Below are 18,238 nucleotides of genomic sequence, written 5' to 3' on the forward strand. Positions count from 1 at the left end.
GTTACAGGTGTTTTGCGACCGAGACTGGTGGTCCATTTGTAAGAATTGCAAACGGACCTCCCATTCTTACAAAGCTGTTGAGGGGTCATGACGACACCCTTGCGGCTCTTATCTGCTTTTCAAAACTATTCACGACATCGTCTTCTCTGACGGATTGGAGAACGTTCATGCTCAGTCTTGGACTGATTGCCGGCGGAACCGCTGCGCTCGCAGCGGCCGCATGTGCCGAAAACGCTTGGCACCAACGAAATCTGCGTCGCATCCCCATTCGAATTCACGTCAACGGAACGCGCGGGAAATCCAGTGTGGTTCGATTGATTGCCGGCGGGCTGCGTGCCGGTAATATCCGCACGTGTGCAAAGACCACGGGGACTGTCCCACGAATGATTTTTCCCGACGGCAGCGAGGCCACCGTGTTTCGTCCGTCTCGCGCCAACATCATGGAGCAGCGCCGAATCGTCCGTGCGGCGTCATTACTGAAAGCCGATGCGTTGGTCGTCGAGTGCATGGCGCTGCAGCCGCAGTTGCAATCGATTTGCGAATTAAAATTGGTTCAGTCCACTCACGGAGTGATCACCAATGCCCGAGCAGACCACTTGGATGTGATGGGCCCGGACGTGACAGGTGTTACGCGAGCCCTTTGCGGAACCGTTCCGGTCGGTGGCACACTTTACACGGCCGAACAACGTCGTGGCCCACGTACGGAAATGGCCAAAGCAGCGCTGGATCGTGGTTCCGATATGGTGCCGATTTTGGACGATGCGATTGCGGAAATCAGTTGGGAAGACCTGGACGGATTTTCGCACATTGAACACCCCGACAACGTCGCCCTTGCGCTACGCATTTGCGGTGACCTGGGTGTGGATCGTCAAACTGCTCTGCAGGGCATGTGGAACGCCACGGCCGACCCGGGCGTGATGCGTCTGTTTCATGTCGGCGAAAGCAACCAGCCGATGGTTTTTGTCAGCGCTTTTGCGGCCAACGATCCTGAATCAACAGGACACAGTTGGAATACGCTGGTCAAACGATACGAGAGTGTCGAGCGACGGATTGCGTTGTTCAATTGTCGCGAAGACCGTGTTGATCGATCGCTGCAATTGGCCGAGGCGTGCGTGCGTTGGCAACCGGCTGACCACTATGTGTTGTCCGGCACCGGTACCGAAGCATTCGCTCGAAAAGCGATTCAGAGCGGTTTGTCAAAAGATCGACTGACGATCGCTGATTCCGAGCCGACACCGAAACTGTTGCACTTGTTGCGTGGTCAATCGGGACGTTCATCGATGGTCATGGGGATGGGGAACATCGCCGGCCCAGGAATGGAGTTGTTGGACTTTTTTCAATCCACGCAGGCGACCAAGTGGGCGCCGGCTGCGAATCAGCATCGTTTTAGCTCAGACGAATTGGTCGTGAAGGAGGCCGCATAATGGAAAATCAGTTAGTCGCGATCGCTATCGGCTTGATCGTCAGTTTGATCGTCACGGAATGTTTAGGCCTTAGTGTCGGCGGCATGATCGTGCCCGGCTACATCGCCCTGTCGCTGCACCAACCGATCGCAGTGTTGTTGACCATCGTGGCGGCTGCGGCCACGTGGGGATTGGTTCGAATCGTTTCACAGTACGCGATGCTGTTTGGACGTCGCCGAGTGGTGATGACCGTCATGATCGGATTTACCGTGGGCATGGCGTTCCGCGGATTGGCCGAGATGTTTTTCAGTCACGCAGCCGTCGGATCGATGGCCAGTGAGGCAGCAAACCCCGTGGTCATGATCGGATTCATCATTCCCGGATTGATCGCATTGTGGTTTGAACGCCAAGGTTTGATTGAGACGTTGTCGCCGATGATGTCCGCTGCTGTCTTGGTTCGACTGGTTCTAATTCTCGTTGGCGTGGAGACTCTCGTATGAACACAAACAATCAACCGGGACTGAAGCGTCCATTCCAAGTCATGTACTGGCGTCCCAAGAAGATCTCGCGGACTTGGCTGTGGTGTTCGATGTTCGTGTCGCTGGCCGGCATGGCGGCGGTCGAGCACTGGCCGAAACGTACAACGTCCAGTGATCAAGAAACCCTGCTCGCCGCAGCCACCGACGCCCAATCGTCGATGCAGTTCATTGCTGAAATGCAGTCGGAAAGGGGACACCGCGTCCTGTCGGCTCTCGACCCCCAGGCTTCTCATTTGATTGGACCTTCGATGTCGATGGTGACCAGCAAGATTGGTTCGCTGTCTTCGAAGCAAACTTCGATCAATCCGAATTTCGCGGCCGTCGTCGTCCGCTGGCTGATCGATGCCGGTGTCAAACCCGGTGACCGTGTGGCGATCGGAGCAAGCGGTTCGTGGCCCGCGTTGAACATCGCAGTCTATTCGGCAATCAAGGCAATGGACCTGCGTCCGACCGTGATTTTGTCAGCCGGGTCAAGCCAGTACGGTGCAAACTCGCCCGACATGATGTGGGTCGACATGGAACGTGAACTACATTCCGCGGGGCTGACGTCAATCAAGGCCGGCGCCGCGTCGCTGGGCGGATTGCACGATCGGGCCGCCGGGATGACACCGGCGACTCGGCAACTATTGCTCAGTGCGATCGAGCGTAATTCGGTCGAGCTGATCGAATCACCTACGCTTGCTGAATCGATTGACCAACGAATGCAACGTTATGATGTGCAGTCCAATGACAATACGTATTCGGCTTACATCAATGTCGGTGGAAGTTCGGCATCGATTGGTGGAACGTTGGGGCAAGAGTTTTATCTGCCAGGCGTCCGGTCGGTTGGACCCGAAAACGCCGGTTCGCTTGCCAGTGTGCCTGACTGTGTCGCGACCAGAATGCTTGCGAAAAACGTTCCAGTGATTCACGTCGGCAACGCGCAAAAGGTGGCCGAGCAGTTTGGATTCCCGATCGCGCCGGCTGTCATGCCATCGGTCGGGGATGGACTGGTCTATGCCAAGACGGCGCATCGAATGCCGTTGGTGGCAAGCGTGATGGTCTTGATCACGTTTGCGATGTCATGGATCGTGTTGCCCGGTTGGCCAATTCGGATTTTGCGACGGATTCGTCCGACATCAACGCCGCAGGACCTTTGCCCAGCATCCATTCCAGCGAAATTGGAATGGATGGCGTGACATTCTTGTCACGTCGGTGCAACTAGTGATGACTTGGCAAGCTCGACGCGTCGAACGCGTCGGGCAGCAGTTGGCTTAGTTGACGGGTGCGTCGTGATCCGTCGATGACATCGACCATCACGACGAGCGTATCGGTGCAGAACTCGGACAAGAATTGCCGGCATGCGCCACATGGGGTTACACCGCCGACACTCGCGATCGCAATGGCTCGCCATTTTCGATAGCCGCTCGCAACGGCCGTGGATGCTGCGACTCGTTCGGCACACAAGCACATCGAGTAGCTGGCGTTTTCGACGTTGCATCCACAGATCGTTTCGCCGTCCTCCATCAACATCGCGGCGCCAACATAGAAATGACTGTGTGGTGCATAAGCTTGGTCGCGTGCTGCGATAGCGGAATGAACCAGCTTTTCAATTTCGTGAGGTTTCAGTTCAGTCATGGTTGGCACGAAAGGAGACGGTGACGGAGGAGATCGACGAGATGAATTATTTCCGATGATGATGGCTGTCGATCCAAGTTGCAACTCGAATGATTCTGAATCACGCTTCCGTTCGTTGCGAATCGGAATCGTTTTTTTCAAATCGCTCTAAAATCAGCGGACGTTTGGCGACGGGGTCGTGGCTGATCTGAACCGAGTTCGCCAGGATCCCAGCATAATCGCTCGCTTGGCCTGCATGGCAGTGGAGTGTCGCAATTGGATCGCCCAATTCGACGCGGTCACCAATTCGGTGGTGGACTCGTATGCCCACGCGATGGTCGATCGCGTCCCCCGTCTTGCGTCGGCCGCCCCCCAGTGCCACAACCGATTGGCCGATCACGTTGCAGTCCAGCGAAGCAATGAATCCGGCCTGTTTCGCAAGGATGGGCGTGGCATCGGCGATCGGCAGCGGGTACCGCAACCGGCCTCCCTGGGCTGCAACCAACTGTTCGAATTTTTCGAAAGCTGCACCGTTGTCGATCGCCGCGACAAGTTTCGATCGGGCCAATTCAATCGTTTCGCAGACCTGGACCTGTACCAGTAGTTCGGCGCATAACTCGATCGTCAAGTCACGGACCTCGCCCGCCTGACCGCGCAGGACGTCGACCGACTCGTTGACCTCGATTGCGTTTCCGATGGTCTGCCCAAGCGGCTGGTCCATGTCGGTCATCAACGCGATCGTGGGCAAGCCCGCCTGTTGGCCGACCGATACCAATGACTTTGCCAGTGCGGCGGCGTCGGCGGGCGTCTTCATGAAGGCGCCGGATCCCGTTTTGACGTCCATCACCAAAGCGTCCAAGTTGGCTGCTAGTTTCTTGCTAAGAATGCTGGCGGTGATCAGGGGGATCGATTCGACGGTCCCCGTCACGTCGCGAAGCGCGTACAGACGCCGATCGGCAGGCGCGATTCGTTCGCTTGCCCCCACAATAAAGGCACCGACTTGGTTCAAAATCTTTGCCGAGGCTTCGGGCGTTTGGTCAACCGTGAACCCCTCAATTGATTCCAGTTTGTCTAGTGTTCCACCGGTCAAACCCAATCCCCGGCCACTGACCATCGGCACGTCGACATCACAAACGGCAAGCAGCGGCGCCAAGATCAGCGATACCTTATCACCCAATCCGCCGGTGCTGTGTTTGTCGACGCGAGGACGCGAGTCGTCGCGTTCGGTGGGACGAGGCAAGCGGTCGCCACTTTCCAGCATCGCGCGAGTCAGTGTGGCCGTTTCGCGAGGCGTCATTCCTCGCAAGCAAATTGCCATTGCCAGGCTAGACATTTGGTAATCGGCGACCTCGCCGCTGCAAAAACCTTCGATCAGAAATCGTATTTCCTCGTCCGATAGAGGGTATCCATCACGTTTCTTCGACAGCAAAGTGGATGCAAGCATGGGGGGGCAGATTGGATTAGCAGGTCGGATACAAGTCTTGGTCCGTCCGTTATATTAGATGACTCACGGACAACGCGAATCGCCACGGAATTTGATCATAATGTGCTCACCTGCTTTTGTACGGCATGCCATCGCTGCTGCCATCGTATGCGGATCAGTCTTGGGGGGGATACCTGCCAGCAGTGTGATTCCCTGCGTCGCGGCGGACCCACCCGCCAAAGAAGCTGCCGCCAACCAAGATCATGCGGCGGTGCTAGCCGGTCCGCGGGCATTGTCCCGAGCATTTCGGTTCGCAGCTCGCAAGGCCACGCCGTCGGTCGTCACCATTTTGTCGTACGGCCAAGCTGGACTCGGGAAAGCGACGAACGACGGCGGCGATCCGTCTGGCCAAGCCAAGCCGAATGAAAGTCAGCAAGAATCAGAGCTGGAGATCGACGACAAGCAACTGACCGGCATTGGCAGCGGTGTTATCATCAGCCCCGATGGGATGGTGATCACCAACAATCACGTCATCACCGGCGCCAAACGAGTTGTCGTCCAGTTGTCCGATGAAACTGAAATCGAAGCAACCGATGTCTTCGGTGATCCGGCCAGCGACGTGGCGACGCTGCGAATAAGCCGCGACGAACCGTTCGTCGACGCGGGACTTGGCGATTCGGACGCCATCGAGATTGGCGACTGGGTTTTAGCCATCGGCAGCCCGTTTCGATTGGAAGCGACCGTTAGCGCGGGCATCATTAGCGCAAAGAATCGGGCGATCCGGCGGATCAACCGAGGTCGTTTGATCCAAACGGACGCCGCGATCAATCCGGGGAATTCGGGTGGACCGCTGATCGATTTAGATGGTGAGGTCGTCGCGATCAGCACCGCGATCGCAACTCGCAACGGTGGCTACCAAGGCATTGGTTTCGCGATTCCCATCAACCATGCCAAATGGATCGCCAAAGAACTAGCCGCCCACGGCAAGGTTCGCCGCGCCGCGATTGGTATTCGCATTGCCGAACTGAGTCCGAAGATCGCTGCGAAATTCGACTTGCCCGTCGGCTTGGGCGTCCTCGCCTATCAGGTCATCGACGGATCGGCGGCGGCTCGCGGCGGGATCAAGCCACTTGATGTGATCGTTGAAATCGATGGCGAGCCGATCAAAGATCCTTCAAACCTGCAGGCAGCCGTGGAACGCTTGCCCGTTGGTTCGTTCCAAGACTTCAAAATCGTTCGCGGCGAAAAAGAAATCTCGCTACAGATCGAAATCGCATCGATCGAAGACCCGACCCTAACGGCCAGCAAGGACGACGAAGTTGAATCAAGCAATAGCAAATCGGACTCAGACACGAAAGTCATAGCCGAAGAACCGCGTCCGGAAGTCGAAGCCGATCAACCGCAAGTTGACTCGGAACCGGATGCTTCGTAAGACGACAGCCGCAACTATACGTCGATCAGGTCACGAATGAATTTTGGTCGTGGACTACTTTTACCGAATCGGTCGCACTGGAAGTACTCGCTGACGTACCGCTGCGGAGTGCTCGACTCGGGGACTTTGAAGCGATCACCTTTCTGTAGCACTGGCCGATGCTCGTCCATGCGTCCAAATTGGCGTGTACCAGCAGCTTGGCACGGAAACCAAATTCCCTCGCCTTCCTTTCCGTCGACCTTGGGCGTCTCGAGATAGTACTCGGGATAACAGTGATCGGGAATCCAAACCATCCGCGCCGGGATTCCGTTGTTTCGACACAACGCCACGAACAGGCTGGTCATGTCTTCGCAGTCACCCTTGCCGTCTTTGAGGGCGTCCGAAGCATTTCGAATCGGACCTTCGACGTATTCGACGTTGTCGCGAACGTAGTCATAAATTTGTTCAATTCGTTGCCAATCGTTTTCCGCGTCCTTTTCATTTAGCTCACGCGCGACCGCCCTGATCCGGCCATGACTGGCGTCGATGTTGGGGCTGTTGCCCATGTAGTTGCGCAGTTCTCGCGGCACGCGTTTGGGAAGGACCAAGTCGCTGGTGTTTTCCGATGGCAGAATTCGCGATCGTTCAACGGCAAACTCGAATGTTGCTTCGACGGTCGAGCCCGCAGTCACTCGTGCCATTTGCACGACGACTTGGCGAGCTCCACCCGGCAGGTCGCGTGTTTTCCAGCCCGTGACGCCGCGGTCGATCGTCTGGTTGACTAGCGTCACAGTCTGTTCCGGCCAGTTCATCGGCACGACATAGGTGGCTAGCACGTTGGAGCAAGTGACCGGCGTGTTTAAGATCAAGCCGATCTTCCAGTTCTGTGTCTGCGGCGAGTCATAAATCAGCCGCTTGTCGTCGCTCGACGTCGCCGTATCGGAACCCGCCGCGGCCGTGTCTGCCCTATCTAAATCTGAATCCGCATCTTGCGCCACCGATGGTCGCGCTGACCATCCGCACGCGGCAATCGCTGACGCACTTAGCAACCACTGGCGACGGGATAGATTCATAGCTTGATCGTTGGCGATGTTCACAACCGAAATCTTTCAATGGGAAAACCGAAACGGTCGGAGCAAAGGCATGCTTGGAAAAGCAGCTCTGCTCCGACCGTCGCTCTGTATGTCAAAATTATATCTGCGTTGTCGACCATCAAGCCTGACGTTCAAACCGCTCGATGATCGTTTATTTTAGTAGCTTCAATGTCTGGTGGAATAATTAATTACTGAGGATTTGCACCCGATGGTAATGGTTCTTCCCAAAGAATTTGATTTCCGTCGGTGTCAATTTTTCTTGCATTCCATTCACCCGTTGGGATCGGTGACGATGGATAGGATTCCACGGGTGCCCCTAGCGAATAGCCCGAGTCCCCCATGATTTGGCCTGACGAGAGGTAGGGATCCGAAACGCTTGGTGCGTAGTTGCTGGGGCCGTAGCTGTCTGAACTGTAGCCGCCGATGGGGTTACCGCATCCGCAAGTACCGCTGGAATAGACGTCCGATGGGCACGAGTTGTCGGCGTATTGTTGGCAACCACACGGTGGTGCCGTGACCACGCTTTGAGGGGCCTGGTAGGTTGGCGCGAATGGCGGCGCGTAAGATGGTGACACCGTCGGTGCCAATCCACAGGTGCCTGTTGCGCATGGCGACGGCATCATGTTTCCAAAATTTGGCGTGGGCAGACAACTGCCCAACTTTGTGCAAAGTCCACATCGCGCACCACGACCAAACAGAAAGTTTCTGGTCCCGGAACAGCCTGTGGTTAGAACGACTAGTGTCGCTGCTGTCATAATCGAAGCAATCCGACTATTCATCATAGTTTCCTTGACATGCATAGAGAGCGTATTCGGTGATCTCGGATGCGAGACCAGACAAAAATACGACGTAGGACGTGTTGTGCAAACGCAACATCGTTATTTTTGGGCAACATTTTGATGACAGAGTGCAACATCACGCTAGAATTCCTTCACAAGCTGACACAATGCCTACCGATTTTAAGAATTTTCGAAATAGTTTCTTTTTGATATGTGGTGTGGTGGTCGCCGCGTCAGTCTCAGTGGCGGCCGAGTCCAATGGCGAAGATGTCTTCGCAGATATTGGGTCAACACACTCCGCGTCAGTGCATGCCCGTTCAACAGTGCATGCCGGTTCAACAGTGCCTGCGAGTTCAGCGGATCGCTTGTGGCTGTTCAATACGCGGCACATCAGTAGTGACGTTTGCTGTGCTGATGTCGACTCGCCCCACTTTGATGTTCGCGCATTAGATGTTTGTGGGAATACGGCCGCGTCGTCGATGGATGAATACTTGCTGACAAGACCCGAAGGACGACGAACGGTAATCTATGTTCATGGCAATCGCATCGAGAATAACTGTGATGCAATTGATCGTGGCTTGGCCGTCTATCGAAAGATTCTGCCGTTTCGCGATCCAGTGCCGCTTGATTGGGTCGTTTACAGTTGGCCTAGCGAACAAGTGGGGATCTTGGCAAAAGACGCTCGCTTGAAAGCCGAGCGAACCGACGCCCAAGGACTGTATCTTGCATCGGTTTTGCGGAAGCATGCGGAATTCGCTACTCCCACCACGTTGCTCGGATACAGTTTCGGTGGGCGAATTGTGACTGGATCGTTGCACGCACTCGCCGGTGGTTCGCTCGGCGGTCGGTCGCTGTCGGGACCGCCGGTGATGGGCATGCCGATCGAAGCGGGTTTGGTCGCGCCGGCCATCGCAAGTAATTGGATGAACCAAAACGGGTATCATCAGTTAGCAACAAAGAACCTGCAGCAATTGACTTTGTTTTACAACCAACGCGACGCCGTGCTGAAACGTTATTGGTTGATCGATCGAGTTCGAGGCCAACTGGCACTTGGGTATTCTGGACCTCGTTCGTTCGCGCCTCGTTTTGACGGTTCAAAGTTGGAGGTTGTTTCTAAAGACTGTGCCCCATTTGTCGGGTCACAGCATGTCGAACTGGATTACTATCAAGCACCCTGCCGTGCAGGCCGAGGAATGGCCGAATTGATAAATGCTGATGAATTGTCGTTGCTCGGAATGTAAGCCTTTGATGATCCTAGTTATACGTGTATGAATGATCTATCGGACCATCGCATCGGATACCTGTCCGGTTGCTGGGTGGAACATGATCAAATGCGAATCTCGGTTGACGATGCCGGATTTCGGCAAGGGGTCACGGTCGTTGAAAGACTACGCACCTATGGAGGTGTCTTGTTCGAAGTCGATGCTCACTTAGTGCGGTGGCAGACTTCGCTCGACTATCTCGGATTGAACCTGGGTATCGATCCGGTCGGTATTAACGCGTTGATGGACGAATTGCAACGACGCAATCTTTCGTGGCTCGCAAAACGCAAAGAGTTCGGAGTCACGCTGTTCGCGACGCCCGGAATTAGTGGCGGTTCGGATGCAACGTTGGGGATCCATCTGAATTCGCTTGATGTGACGACGATTGGTCGACGTCAAACGTTGGGGCAACCAGTGGTAATCACCAATGTTCGCCAGCCTCACGCGGACGTTTGGGCGCGATCGATCAAGGTCCGTTGTCGGCTGCACTATTTTCGAGCCGACAGTGTCGCGAGAAAGTTTGCCGACGATGCCATGGGGATGCTGGTCGATGACGATGGTTCGGTGACCGAATCCAGCATCGCGAACTTTGCGATCGTCGAATCAGGAAGCATCACGTCGCCACCATCCGAACAAGTCTTGGGCGGGATCACTCAATCGGTCGTTGAACGGATCGCCAGCCGAAACAGTATCCCGTGGCGGCGTGAGAGACTTTCACCAGATCGTGTCGTCGGTGCTGACGAGGTGTTGTTGATGGGGACAGATACGGGCGTTTGGTTCGCCAATCGGATCGGCAACCATACTGTCAGTGGCGGTAAGCCTGGGCCGGTCTATTCTATTTTGGCCGCTTCGGACGTCTGGGCCGGTTAAGCCGTCTGCGTTTCGGCGACATTCGAGTATCCTGGGGCGATCACTGGTTTGCCAAGGTTCGGGTCGAGTTCACAAATGAAACGTTTTCAGGTTTTTGCGTTGTTCGGTGCAGTCATCGGCACAGCGTTGATGTCGCCAAACGTGGCGGCTCAGCAATCAACGTCAACGCGTCCCGTGGTAGGCCTTCGGTCAGCCGATGCGTCACCGATTCTGCTAAGTGGCGGCGATGTCGTGACCGAGCCTGGCCAGGATCCCTCTCGGATGGATGTTCTGATCCAGGGGAACGTGATCGTTCGTGTCGCGCCCGAAATTGATCCGCCGCCGGGCACGCAAACGATCGACATCGCCGGCCAACGGGTTCATGCGGGCCTGATCGATGCGATGCACGACGTCGAACTGCCGCGAAACGGCGGCGACGATCCGGCTGGATATTGGAACGCCAATGTCACGCCCCAAGATCAAGCGGCGTCGGCAGTTACCGCGGCGGGCAGCGATCTGAAGAAGCGTCGGGATCAAGGAATCACTGCAGAACTTCTGGCGCCGAAAGACGGCATCATCAAAGGAACCAGTTGCGTTGTTTTAACGGTTGATCCCGAAAGTCCTCAGCGATTGCTTCGCGATCAAGTGTTCCAGCATGCGACGTTGACGGTGCCACGCGGATCGAATCGCGGGCGAAATCCAAATTCGCCGATGGGGGCCACGGCGCTGGTTCGTCAATCACTCTATGACACGATTTGGTATCGCGATGCAGTTCATGCTTACGGACTTCGTGACGACTTGCCACGTCCCGAGCGCAATGTGGCTTTGGAAGCACTCGCACAAGTCTTCCAGTCACAATCGTTGGTGATTGATGCAGCCAATGAGCGAATGGCGATCCGCGCGGCCGATGTTTGCGACGAGTTTTCGGTCTCCCTGATCGTCCGCGGCAGTGGACGCGAATACCGTGCGATCGAAGAAATCGCAAACCGCGTGTCGACGGTGTTGGTGCCAGTAAACTTTCCCGACACGCCAGATGCGGCAACCGCTGAATCGATTCGCGAAGCCCCGTTGGTCGATTGGATGCACTGGCGACTGGCACCCGAAAATCCTGCCAAGTTGGCTGCCGCTGGTGTCGAGTTTTGTTTGACGACGGACGGATTGGATGACCCGGGAAAATTCTTAAAGAACGTACGCACCGCCGTGGCACGTGGTTTGGATCCGACGGTTGCTCACGCATCGATCACGACGACGCCCGCGCGATTGTTGGGCATCGAGGACCAAGTTGGCCGAGTTCGCGCAGGAATGTTGGCGAACTTGGTGGTCACCGACGGCGATTTGTTTAGCGAAAAAACAAAGGTGATGGATACTTGGGTCGCTGGCCAAAGGTTTCCGGTCGAAAGTGAATCGATGAAAACAGACGATCCACTGATTGGTCAATGGCGACTGAACTTGCCGACCAAGGATGGATCACTTCCAGCAACACTTCTTATTCGCAACAAAGGCAAGACTTTTGCTGCAAAGTTGCAAGTTGATGTGGTCGTCGCTAGCGATGACGAGGAAGGTCAGCAGAGCGATGAAAAGGAAGTCGAAGACGAAACGCCCAAGTCGGTTGAAATTGAACTTGCCAATCTCATTCGCCAACGAGAACGTCTGTCAGCGTCGGTGGAGTTGGCATCGTTCAAAGATGACCTCGGTTTGCGATTTGTTGACGGATTGTCGCGTTTGACTCTCGTCACAATTCAGCCCGCCGGCAGCGATTCGAACGAACCCACTATCTTTGCAACGCTGGTTGGCCCCAGCGGTGAACGACGTACCCTGAATTTGAAAAGAGTTGTCAAAGAAGACGACGAGAAAGAAGACGACGAGAAAGAAGAGGAAGGGAAGAAGGAAGAACGCAACAAAGACAGTGACGAGAAAAGTGACGAGACGAAACCCAGCACTGAATCGATCGCGGTGACTTATCCCCTGGGATCGTTTGGGCTTACCGAGCCACCGGCGGTGCATGATTCGGTCCTGTTTCGTGATGCCACCGTTTGGACCTGTGGACCGATGGGCAAACTTGAACGTGGCGATGTCTTAGTGAAAGACGGCAAGATCGTTGACGTTGGAATGGATTTGAAGGCTCCGGCGGGAACTCACATTGTCGATGCCAAAGGCAAACACATCACCCCGGGATTGATTGATTGTCATTCTCACGCCGCCACCGATGGCGGCATCAACGAATCGGGGCAAGACGTCACTGCCGAGGTGCGAATCGGTGATTTTATCGACAACAGTGACATCTCCATTTATCGACAACTCGCTGGTGGAGTCACGACCGCGAACGTGCTGCATGGATCGGCGAATCCGATCGGCGGTCAAAGCCAGACGATCAAATTTCGTTGGGGCGAATCAATGTCGGGGATGAAGTTTTCGCAGGCACCAGCAGGAATCAAGTTTGCACTTGGCGAGAACGTCAAACGATCTGAAAGCCGTTATCCCAACACACGCATGGGCGTCGAACAGATCTTGCGAGATCAGTTTCTGGCTGCACGCCAATACGATGCGGCTTGGAAAGCTTGGAGGTCAGGCGATCGTTCGGCCTTGCCACCTCGCCGTGACTTGCAGTTGGACGCATTGGTTGAAATTCAACAGGGCGAGCGGTGGGTTCACTGTCATAGTTACCGGCAAGACGAAATCGTTGCGACCTTGGATGTGTTGGAAGAATTCAATATTCAAATTGGAACGCTGCAGCACATTTTGGAAGGCTATAAAGTCGCTGATCGTATCGCGTCGCATGGCGCGATGGCGTCGTCGTTTGCGGACTGGTGGGCCTACAAGTTCGAAGTCTTTGACGCGATTCCCTATAACGGCGTCTTGTTGCACAACGCCGGCGTGACGGTATCGTTCAACAGCGATGATGCTGAACTGGCTCGGCACCTGAATACCGAAGCCGCCAAAGCGACCAAGTACGGTGGCGTTCCGGAACAAGAGGCGTTGAAGTTTGTGACGCTAAATCCAGCAAAACAGCTACGGATCGATGATCGTGTTGGCTCAATCGAAGTCGGCAAAGACGCCGACTTGGTCGTCTGGAGCGGGCGTCCGCTGTCAACCACAACGCGGTGCGAACAGACGTGGATCGATGGCCAGCAGTACTTCTCGATTGCAACCGATCGAAAGATGCGGGAACGCGATCAGAAGACTCTGACGGAACTGATTCGCTTGGCGACATCAAAGGATGTCAGCGACAAGAACGACAGTGACAAGAAAGATGAAGTGAAAGATCAGGATCCGGATGAAGAGGATCGATGGTTTCGGTTCGACATCTTTTGCAATGCTGGACAAAACCGAGGAGACAACCGATGAAACGAATGATCCCAATGATGGCCTCGCTCGCCATCGCGACTGGTTCGCTGGCGACTGGTTCACTGACGACTGGTTTACTGGCGACTTTGTTAGTGGCTAGCGACCAGATTCCTGGACCCAAGCAAACGCAGCCGATCTTGATCCAAGACGCGACGATCCATCGTGTTGATGAGCCGACGATTCAGAAAGGTTCAGTATTGTTTGACGATGGCAAGATTGTCGCGGTTGGCAAAACAGTTGACTCGCCCGACAACTGTATCGTTGTTGACGGGACGGGCAAACACGTTTACCCCGGACTGATCGAATCGATGACAGATCTGGGGCTTCGCGAAATTCTGTCAGTCGATGAATCTGTTGACAGTCGCGAACGTGGGGATCGCAATCCCAATGTGCGTTCCTGGGTTGCGGTGAATCCGGACAGCGAACTGATCCCGGTGGCGCGGGCCGGCGGCGTTCTGATTGCCCACGTTTCGCCCGGTGGCAGCTTCGTTCGCGGTCAAACTTCGGTCATGCAGTTAGACGGCTGGATGACAAGTGAGATGAATCTGTTGGCACCGGCCGGCTTGAGCGTGAACTGGGAGTCGATGCAGCCGAGCGACAAAGACGCAGCCAAGGTTGCCGAAAAGCGAGACGAGAAGCTTGCTGAGTTAGATGATTGGTTCGACCAGGCGACTCGTTATGGCGAAGCACGTGCTGCTGGCACGATTGCAGTCGCGACTGATCTAAGACTGGAATCGTTGCTGCCGGTGATCAAGGGCGAGCGACCGTTGTTTGTCGAAGCCAATCGTCAATCAACGATCGAGTCTGCGGTTGCTTATGCCGTCGGCCGCAAGATTCGATTGGTGATCTGTGGTGGCTATGATGCGGCCGAGTGTGCTGATCTGTTGAAACGTTTTGACATTCCGGTGATCGTTGCCGGAACGTATCGGTTGCCGCTGCGTCGCGGCGATGCGTATGACGCACCCTACACGCTTCCCGAGCGGCTTTGGAAAGCAGGGGTGAAGTTCGCCATCTGTGGTGAAGGGCCCGGGTATCCCGGTGGTTCATCGAACGCACGAAACTTGCCGTATCATGCAGCCAACGCGGTTGCCTATGGGCTGGATCGTGATGAAGCGATCCGCGCGATCACGTTGTCGGCGGCAACGATCCTAGGTGTGGATCAGCAAATCGGATCCGTCACCGCCGGTAAAGACGCAACGCTAATTCTGTGTGATGGCGATGTGCTGGAAACGGAGACTCATGTCAGTAAGGCCTGGATTCAAGGTCGTACCGTCGACTTGACCAGTCGCCACACGATGCTGTTCGAAAAGTACAAACAGAAATATCAGCAGTAGTCTGAAGCGGATTCATCAGCAGTCCGTTACTGCTCGTTTGTGCCTAAATCGACAAACCGCTGACGACTTTTGCAACGAACTCTCTCTACCGCTCGTGATGCGGTCGATCGGACATGTCCATCGATTGTCGCTGACGCAATTGTAATAAACGCCATCGCCGTCAGTCTTCCGTGCTGCGAATTTGGACGTCACCGGATCGGGCCTCAGTGAACCCTGTTGAACTTACGTTCCTCCCGATGGTCGTTGATCCGAAACCCACATTCAACGCAGTGGAGCGACCAACCAGTTGCGGTTGCACTTCGTCCTGGAAGCTTTTCCGCCGGGTCAGTTTTCGTGGTGACGTTCACCGGTGAAAACCATCGATCGAGTCCCCTGTCCAAAGAACGAACCGACCCGTGTTAGCGGCAGTGTCCACTGCGTCGGTGTGTCGACGTTGATTGAACCGCAGGCGAAATAGGGCGGGATTGGGCGCGAAAGGTCAAGCTGATCGACAGACGTTGCGAATTCGCCATGTTGGTCGAAATACTGTGATTGCGCGCTGCGCAGATCGTGAAGGAAGTCCCTCGCAACCATCGCTTCGCTTGCTTGTCGCGACTGAAAATACCAGCTCACCGATGTGTAAACGGAAAATCCGATCATCATCGTGCCTGCAAACGCAACGCTCATCGACCGAAGTCGGACGCCGAATTGAGAGGGAGAAGTTGCAATCGACATAACAGCGGCATGAATGAAAACTCGAAGCGGTTCTTCAAGACATCAACGATTAGCCTACGCCGACCCGACAGGCCGGGCCGAAGCCAGGCAAAAATGCGGTGACATGCGACTGGATTGAAAAACGTCGCGGTTGTAACGATTGCACGGATCGGATTGCCGCGTGCGGCACGCGTGCGATTTACATCAGGAACGCGTCTGCATCCGCCTTGGGGGCCGGTTGATAATTCAGTGGTTCCATGCTGCTGCCGGCGCGGCCTTGGCTCAGACTGCGAACGGCGCCGCTGTAGCCGAACATTTCCTTCAGGGGCGCGTGAGCGGTGATGACTGTCATCTGACCTCGCGTTTCGGTTAGCGCGATGATGGCCCGGCGCTGTTGCAGGTCACCTACCAATTCGCCCATGTATTCGTCGGGCGTTGTCACTTCCACACGCATCACTGGTTCCAGTAGGACTGGCCCTGCCTTTTCGAGTCCTTTGTCGAATGCGTCGCCGGCGGCGATGCGGAAAGCAATTTCGTCCGAGCCTTCTTCGGCGGTTTCGACTGCGTAGACTTCGATCCGGACACCCGACAATGGGAACCCTGCTAACAAACCACCACCAGCGGCCCGTTCGCGAATTTCGTCCATTGCCGCTTGGCGTACATTGTTGGCAAGCGGTGCGTCGGGCGGCAGTCGATCAAACACTTGCACCGGAGCCGCCGTGTCTTCGAGCGGCGAAACCTTGATGCTCATGCGAGCAAACATTTGAGTACCACCCATTTGCCGATTGCAGATTCCGACAACGTCCGCACTGCCGCCGATCGTTTCGCGGTAATTCACACGCGGCTTATAGAACTTGACGTTCAGCCCAAAGTCGCGAGTCAAACGGTGCTGGATCACTTCGAGGTGCAGTTCGCCCATGCCGCTGATCAAGGTTTGTCCCGATTCTTCGTTCTCCACCGCGCGGAAGGTTGGGTCTTGGCGACGGATCATGTCGAGCGTTTCTTCGAGCTTCTTTTTGTCGGATGTGCTCTCGGGTTCGATCGCCATCGAGATCACGGTTTCGGCAAACTTGATGCTTGGCAATTCGATGGCATTCTGACTGTCACAGACCGTGTCGCCCGTGATCGCGAAACGGGGCCCGATCACGCACGCGATGTCGCCCGCCGAAACGACTTCGACTTGGCCGTCGCGATCTTTCTTGGTGGCGTGGATCTGCCAGATCTGGGCGATGTTTTCTTTTTTGTCGCGATTGGGGCACTGCACGCGAGAGTTCTGGGATAGTTCGCCGCTGTAAACGCGGATCCAATAATTGTCGCCGGTCTTGGCGGGCAAAATTTTGAAGACCAATCCGCAGAACGGTTCTTTCGCATCTGGTTTGCGAATGAGGACTTTGTCATGGTTCTTGGGATCAACGCCTTCGACCGGTGGCCGGTCCAGCGGGCTGGGTAGGAAATTGCCAACGGCCGTCATCAACGGCTGGATGCCCATTCCGTGCAGCGCCGATCCGCACAAGACGACCTGGATCTTGCGCTGGATAACGCCGTCGCGAAGTGCGGCGATGATCAGGTCGCGAGGGACTTCTTTGTCTTCGAGCGCCAAGTTGGCTGCTTCTTCGCTGAGGTCATAGACAGCGTCAAGCATCTGTTCACGCCACAGCAGTGCATCGTCGCGAAGTTCGGCGGGAACCTCGGTTTCTTTGATCTGCTTGCCATCGGTTTCGGGATCGAATTCCAGCATCTTCATGTCGATCAAGTCGATCACGCCGCGGAAAGGATCCGACACGTGCGGCGGACCTTGGCCGACCGGCAATTCGATCGCGACCGGGTTGCCGCCCAGACGCGGCTGGATATCGTTGAGGACGGATTCGAAATTGGCGCCTTCGCGGTCCATTTTGTTGATGAACACGATCCGCGGAACTTCGTAACGATCGGCTTGTCGCCAAACCGTTTCGCTTTGTGCCTCGACACCCTCGCGAGCCGAAAAGACGGTAACCGCGCCGTCGAGCACTCGCAGACATCGCTCGACTTCAGCGGTAAAGTCAACGTGGCCAGGCGTGTCCAGCAAGTTGATGTTGTATTCTTGCCAGCGGTACTTCACACACGCTGAAAAGATTGTGATGCCACGTTCCTGTTCTTCCGGATCATCGTCGGTATCCGTCGTGCCGTGGTCGACGCGACCGACCCGGTGTTTGGCTCCGCTTAGAAACAGCATCCGCTCGGTGACGGTGGTTTTACCGGCATCGATGTGCGCGATGATGCCGATGTTACGGAGCTTGGATATGTCGGTGGCCATGGATCTGGTATCAGGAATGCAGGGATCAACGAACGGAATTCGCTAACGGATCGTGCGGAAATAAGTACTGGGCATCACTCTCCCTCTGGAAGAATCGGACGCAGTAGCGGCCGGAGAGGGTTTGGCATACGGCCCTCCCCGGCCGCGACTGCGTCCGACCCTCCCGCGGGGCGGGAGAGTGTATGGTTGAGCCTCGTGAATGCCGGTGTTTTTTCCG

General features: G+C 55.6%; 14 protein-coding genes. 8 read left to right on the forward strand and 6 right to left on the reverse strand.

What is annotated here, in order from left to right; genetic code table 11:
• Positions 1 to 167 precede the first annotated feature (167 nt).
• The 3 genes from pgsB to pgsW are packed head-to-tail and all read left to right on the forward strand — an operon-like array spanning position 168 to position 3,120.
• On the forward strand, positions 168 to 1,424 hold the full coding sequence (gene pgsB / locus Poly59_RS20955) for a poly-gamma-glutamate synthase PgsB (RefSeq protein ID WP_146536011.1): 1,257 nt from the start codon (positions 168 to 170) through the stop codon (positions 1,422 to 1,424).
• Positions 1,424 to 1,903, forward strand: a complete 480-nt coding sequence (pgsC, locus tag Poly59_RS20960; RefSeq protein WP_146536012.1) for a poly-gamma-glutamate biosynthesis protein PgsC — start codon at positions 1,424 to 1,426, stop codon at positions 1,901 to 1,903. Before pgsB ends, pgsC begins: the two co-directional genes overlap by 1 nt.
• Positions 1,900 to 3,120, forward strand: coding sequence for a poly-gamma-glutamate system protein (gene pgsW, locus Poly59_RS20965; RefSeq protein WP_146536013.1), 1,221 nt, complete (start codon positions 1,900 to 1,902; stop codon positions 3,118 to 3,120). Before pgsC ends, pgsW begins: the two co-directional genes overlap by 4 nt.
• Positions 3,121 to 3,142: 22 nt before the next feature.
• Here the strand turns inward: pgsW and cdd are convergent, their stop codons facing one another.
• Together cdd and Poly59_RS20975 are read right to left on the reverse strand one after the other, a co-directional pair.
• Positions 3,143 to 3,559 (reverse strand): cytidine deaminase, encoded by a 417-nt coding sequence (gene cdd / locus Poly59_RS20970; protein WP_146536014.1) that lies wholly within the window; start codon positions 3,557 to 3,559, stop codon positions 3,143 to 3,145.
• A gap of 100 nt (positions 3,560 to 3,659) precedes the next feature.
• Positions 3,660 to 4,982: a thymidine phosphorylase gene (locus tag Poly59_RS20975; protein WP_146536015.1), complete on the reverse strand. Its 1,323-nt coding sequence runs from the start codon at positions 4,980 to 4,982 to the stop codon at positions 3,660 to 3,662.
• 100 nt (positions 4,983 to 5,082) lie between these two features.
• On the opposite strand from Poly59_RS20975, the gene Poly59_RS20980 reads away from it, so the two are divergent.
• Positions 5,083 to 6,393, forward strand: coding sequence for a S1C family serine protease (locus Poly59_RS20980; RefSeq protein ID WP_246151811.1), 1,311 nt, complete (start codon positions 5,083 to 5,085; stop codon positions 6,391 to 6,393).
• 14 nt (positions 6,394 to 6,407) lie between these two features.
• On the opposite strand, the gene Poly59_RS20985 is transcribed toward Poly59_RS20980, so the two are convergent.
• Complete coding sequence (locus tag Poly59_RS20985; RefSeq protein ID WP_146536017.1) at positions 6,408 to 7,445, reverse strand: transglutaminase-like domain-containing protein; 1,038 nt, start codon at positions 7,443 to 7,445, stop codon at positions 6,408 to 6,410.
• Positions 7,446 to 7,654: 209 nt separating this feature from the next.
• A complete protein-coding gene (locus Poly59_RS20990) occupies positions 7,655 to 8,086 on the reverse strand; it encodes a hypothetical protein (protein ID WP_222436145.1) in 432 nt (143 codons plus the stop codon).
• 326 nt (positions 8,087 to 8,412) lie between these two features.
• Between Poly59_RS20990 and Poly59_RS20995 the strand changes: the two genes are divergently transcribed.
• From Poly59_RS20995 to Poly59_RS21010, 4 genes are all read left to right on the forward strand, one after another.
• Complete coding sequence (locus Poly59_RS20995; protein ID WP_146536019.1) at positions 8,413 to 9,486, forward strand: hypothetical protein; 1,074 nt, start codon at positions 8,413 to 8,415, stop codon at positions 9,484 to 9,486.
• 27 nt (positions 9,487 to 9,513) lie between these two features.
• Positions 9,514 to 10,377 carry an aminotransferase class IV gene (locus tag Poly59_RS21000; RefSeq protein WP_146536020.1) on the forward strand — a complete coding sequence of 288 codons (864 nt, stop codon included), beginning with the start codon at positions 9,514 to 9,516 and terminating at the stop codon, positions 10,375 to 10,377.
• Positions 10,378 to 10,452: 75 nt separating this feature from the next.
• A complete protein-coding gene (locus Poly59_RS21005; RefSeq protein ID WP_146536021.1) occupies positions 10,453 to 13,701 on the forward strand; it encodes an amidohydrolase family protein in 3,249 nt (1,082 codons plus the stop codon).
• Entirely contained in the window at positions 13,698 to 15,035 is a 1,338-nt protein-coding gene (locus Poly59_RS21010) for an amidohydrolase family protein (RefSeq protein WP_246151812.1), read from the forward strand. The genes Poly59_RS21005 and Poly59_RS21010 overlap by 4 nt, the downstream gene beginning before the upstream one ends.
• Positions 15,036 to 15,359: 324 nt before the next feature.
• Here the strand turns inward: Poly59_RS21010 and Poly59_RS21015 are convergent, their stop codons facing one another.
• Together Poly59_RS21015 and fusA are read right to left on the reverse strand one after the other, a co-directional pair.
• The gene (locus tag Poly59_RS21015) at positions 15,360 to 15,701 is read right to left on the reverse strand and encodes a hypothetical protein (RefSeq protein WP_146536022.1); all 342 of its coding nucleotides are present in this window, start codon (positions 15,699 to 15,701) and stop codon (positions 15,360 to 15,362) included.
• 226 nt (positions 15,702 to 15,927) lie between these two features.
• On the reverse strand, positions 15,928 to 18,021 hold the full coding sequence (fusA, locus tag Poly59_RS21020) for an elongation factor G (RefSeq protein WP_146536023.1): 2,094 nt from the start codon (positions 18,019 to 18,021) through the stop codon (positions 15,928 to 15,930).
• Positions 18,022 to 18,238 lie beyond the last annotated feature (217 nt).

The organism is Rubripirellula reticaptiva (genome assembly GCF_007860175.1).
Taxonomy (GTDB): domain Bacteria; phylum Planctomycetota; class Planctomycetia; order Pirellulales; family Pirellulaceae; genus Rubripirellula; species Rubripirellula reticaptiva.

Coding starts and splice junctions, on each gene's coding strand:
- pgsB (WP_146536011.1), top strand. CDS start 168: ATGCTCAGTCTTGGACTGATTGCCGGCGGAACCGCTGCGCTCGCAGCG.
- pgsC (WP_146536012.1), top strand. CDS start 1,424: ATGGAAAATCAGTTAGTCGCGATCGCTATCGGCTTGATCGTCAGTTTG.
- pgsW (WP_146536013.1), top strand. CDS start 1,900: ATGAACACAAACAATCAACCGGGACTGAAGCGTCCATTCCAAGTCATG.
- cdd (WP_146536014.1), bottom strand. CDS start 3,559: ATGACTGAACTGAAACCTCACGAAATTGAAAAGCTGGTTCATTCCGCT.
- Poly59_RS20975 (WP_146536015.1), bottom strand. CDS start 4,982: ATGCTTGCATCCACTTTGCTGTCGAAGAAACGTGATGGATACCCTCTA.
- Poly59_RS20980 (WP_246151811.1), top strand. CDS start 5,083: ATGTGCTCACCTGCTTTTGTACGGCATGCCATCGCTGCTGCCATCGTA.
- Poly59_RS20985 (WP_146536017.1), bottom strand. CDS start 7,445: ATGAATCTATCCCGTCGCCAGTGGTTGCTAAGTGCGTCAGCGATTGCC.
- Poly59_RS20990 (WP_222436145.1), bottom strand. CDS start 8,086: ATGCCGTCGCCATGCGCAACAGGCACCTGTGGATTGGCACCGACGGTG.
- Poly59_RS20995 (WP_146536019.1), top strand. CDS start 8,413: ATGCCTACCGATTTTAAGAATTTTCGAAATAGTTTCTTTTTGATATGT.
- Poly59_RS21000 (WP_146536020.1), top strand. CDS start 9,514: ATGAATGATCTATCGGACCATCGCATCGGATACCTGTCCGGTTGCTGG.
- Poly59_RS21005 (WP_146536021.1), top strand. CDS start 10,453: ATGAAACGTTTTCAGGTTTTTGCGTTGTTCGGTGCAGTCATCGGCACA.
- Poly59_RS21010 (WP_246151812.1), top strand. CDS start 13,698: ATGAAACGAATGATCCCAATGATGGCCTCGCTCGCCATCGCGACTGGT.
- Poly59_RS21015 (WP_146536022.1), bottom strand. CDS start 15,701: ATGAGCGTTGCGTTTGCAGGCACGATGATGATCGGATTTTCCGTTTAC.
- fusA (WP_146536023.1), bottom strand. CDS start 18,021: ATGGCCACCGACATATCCAAGCTCCGTAACATCGGCATCATCGCGCAC.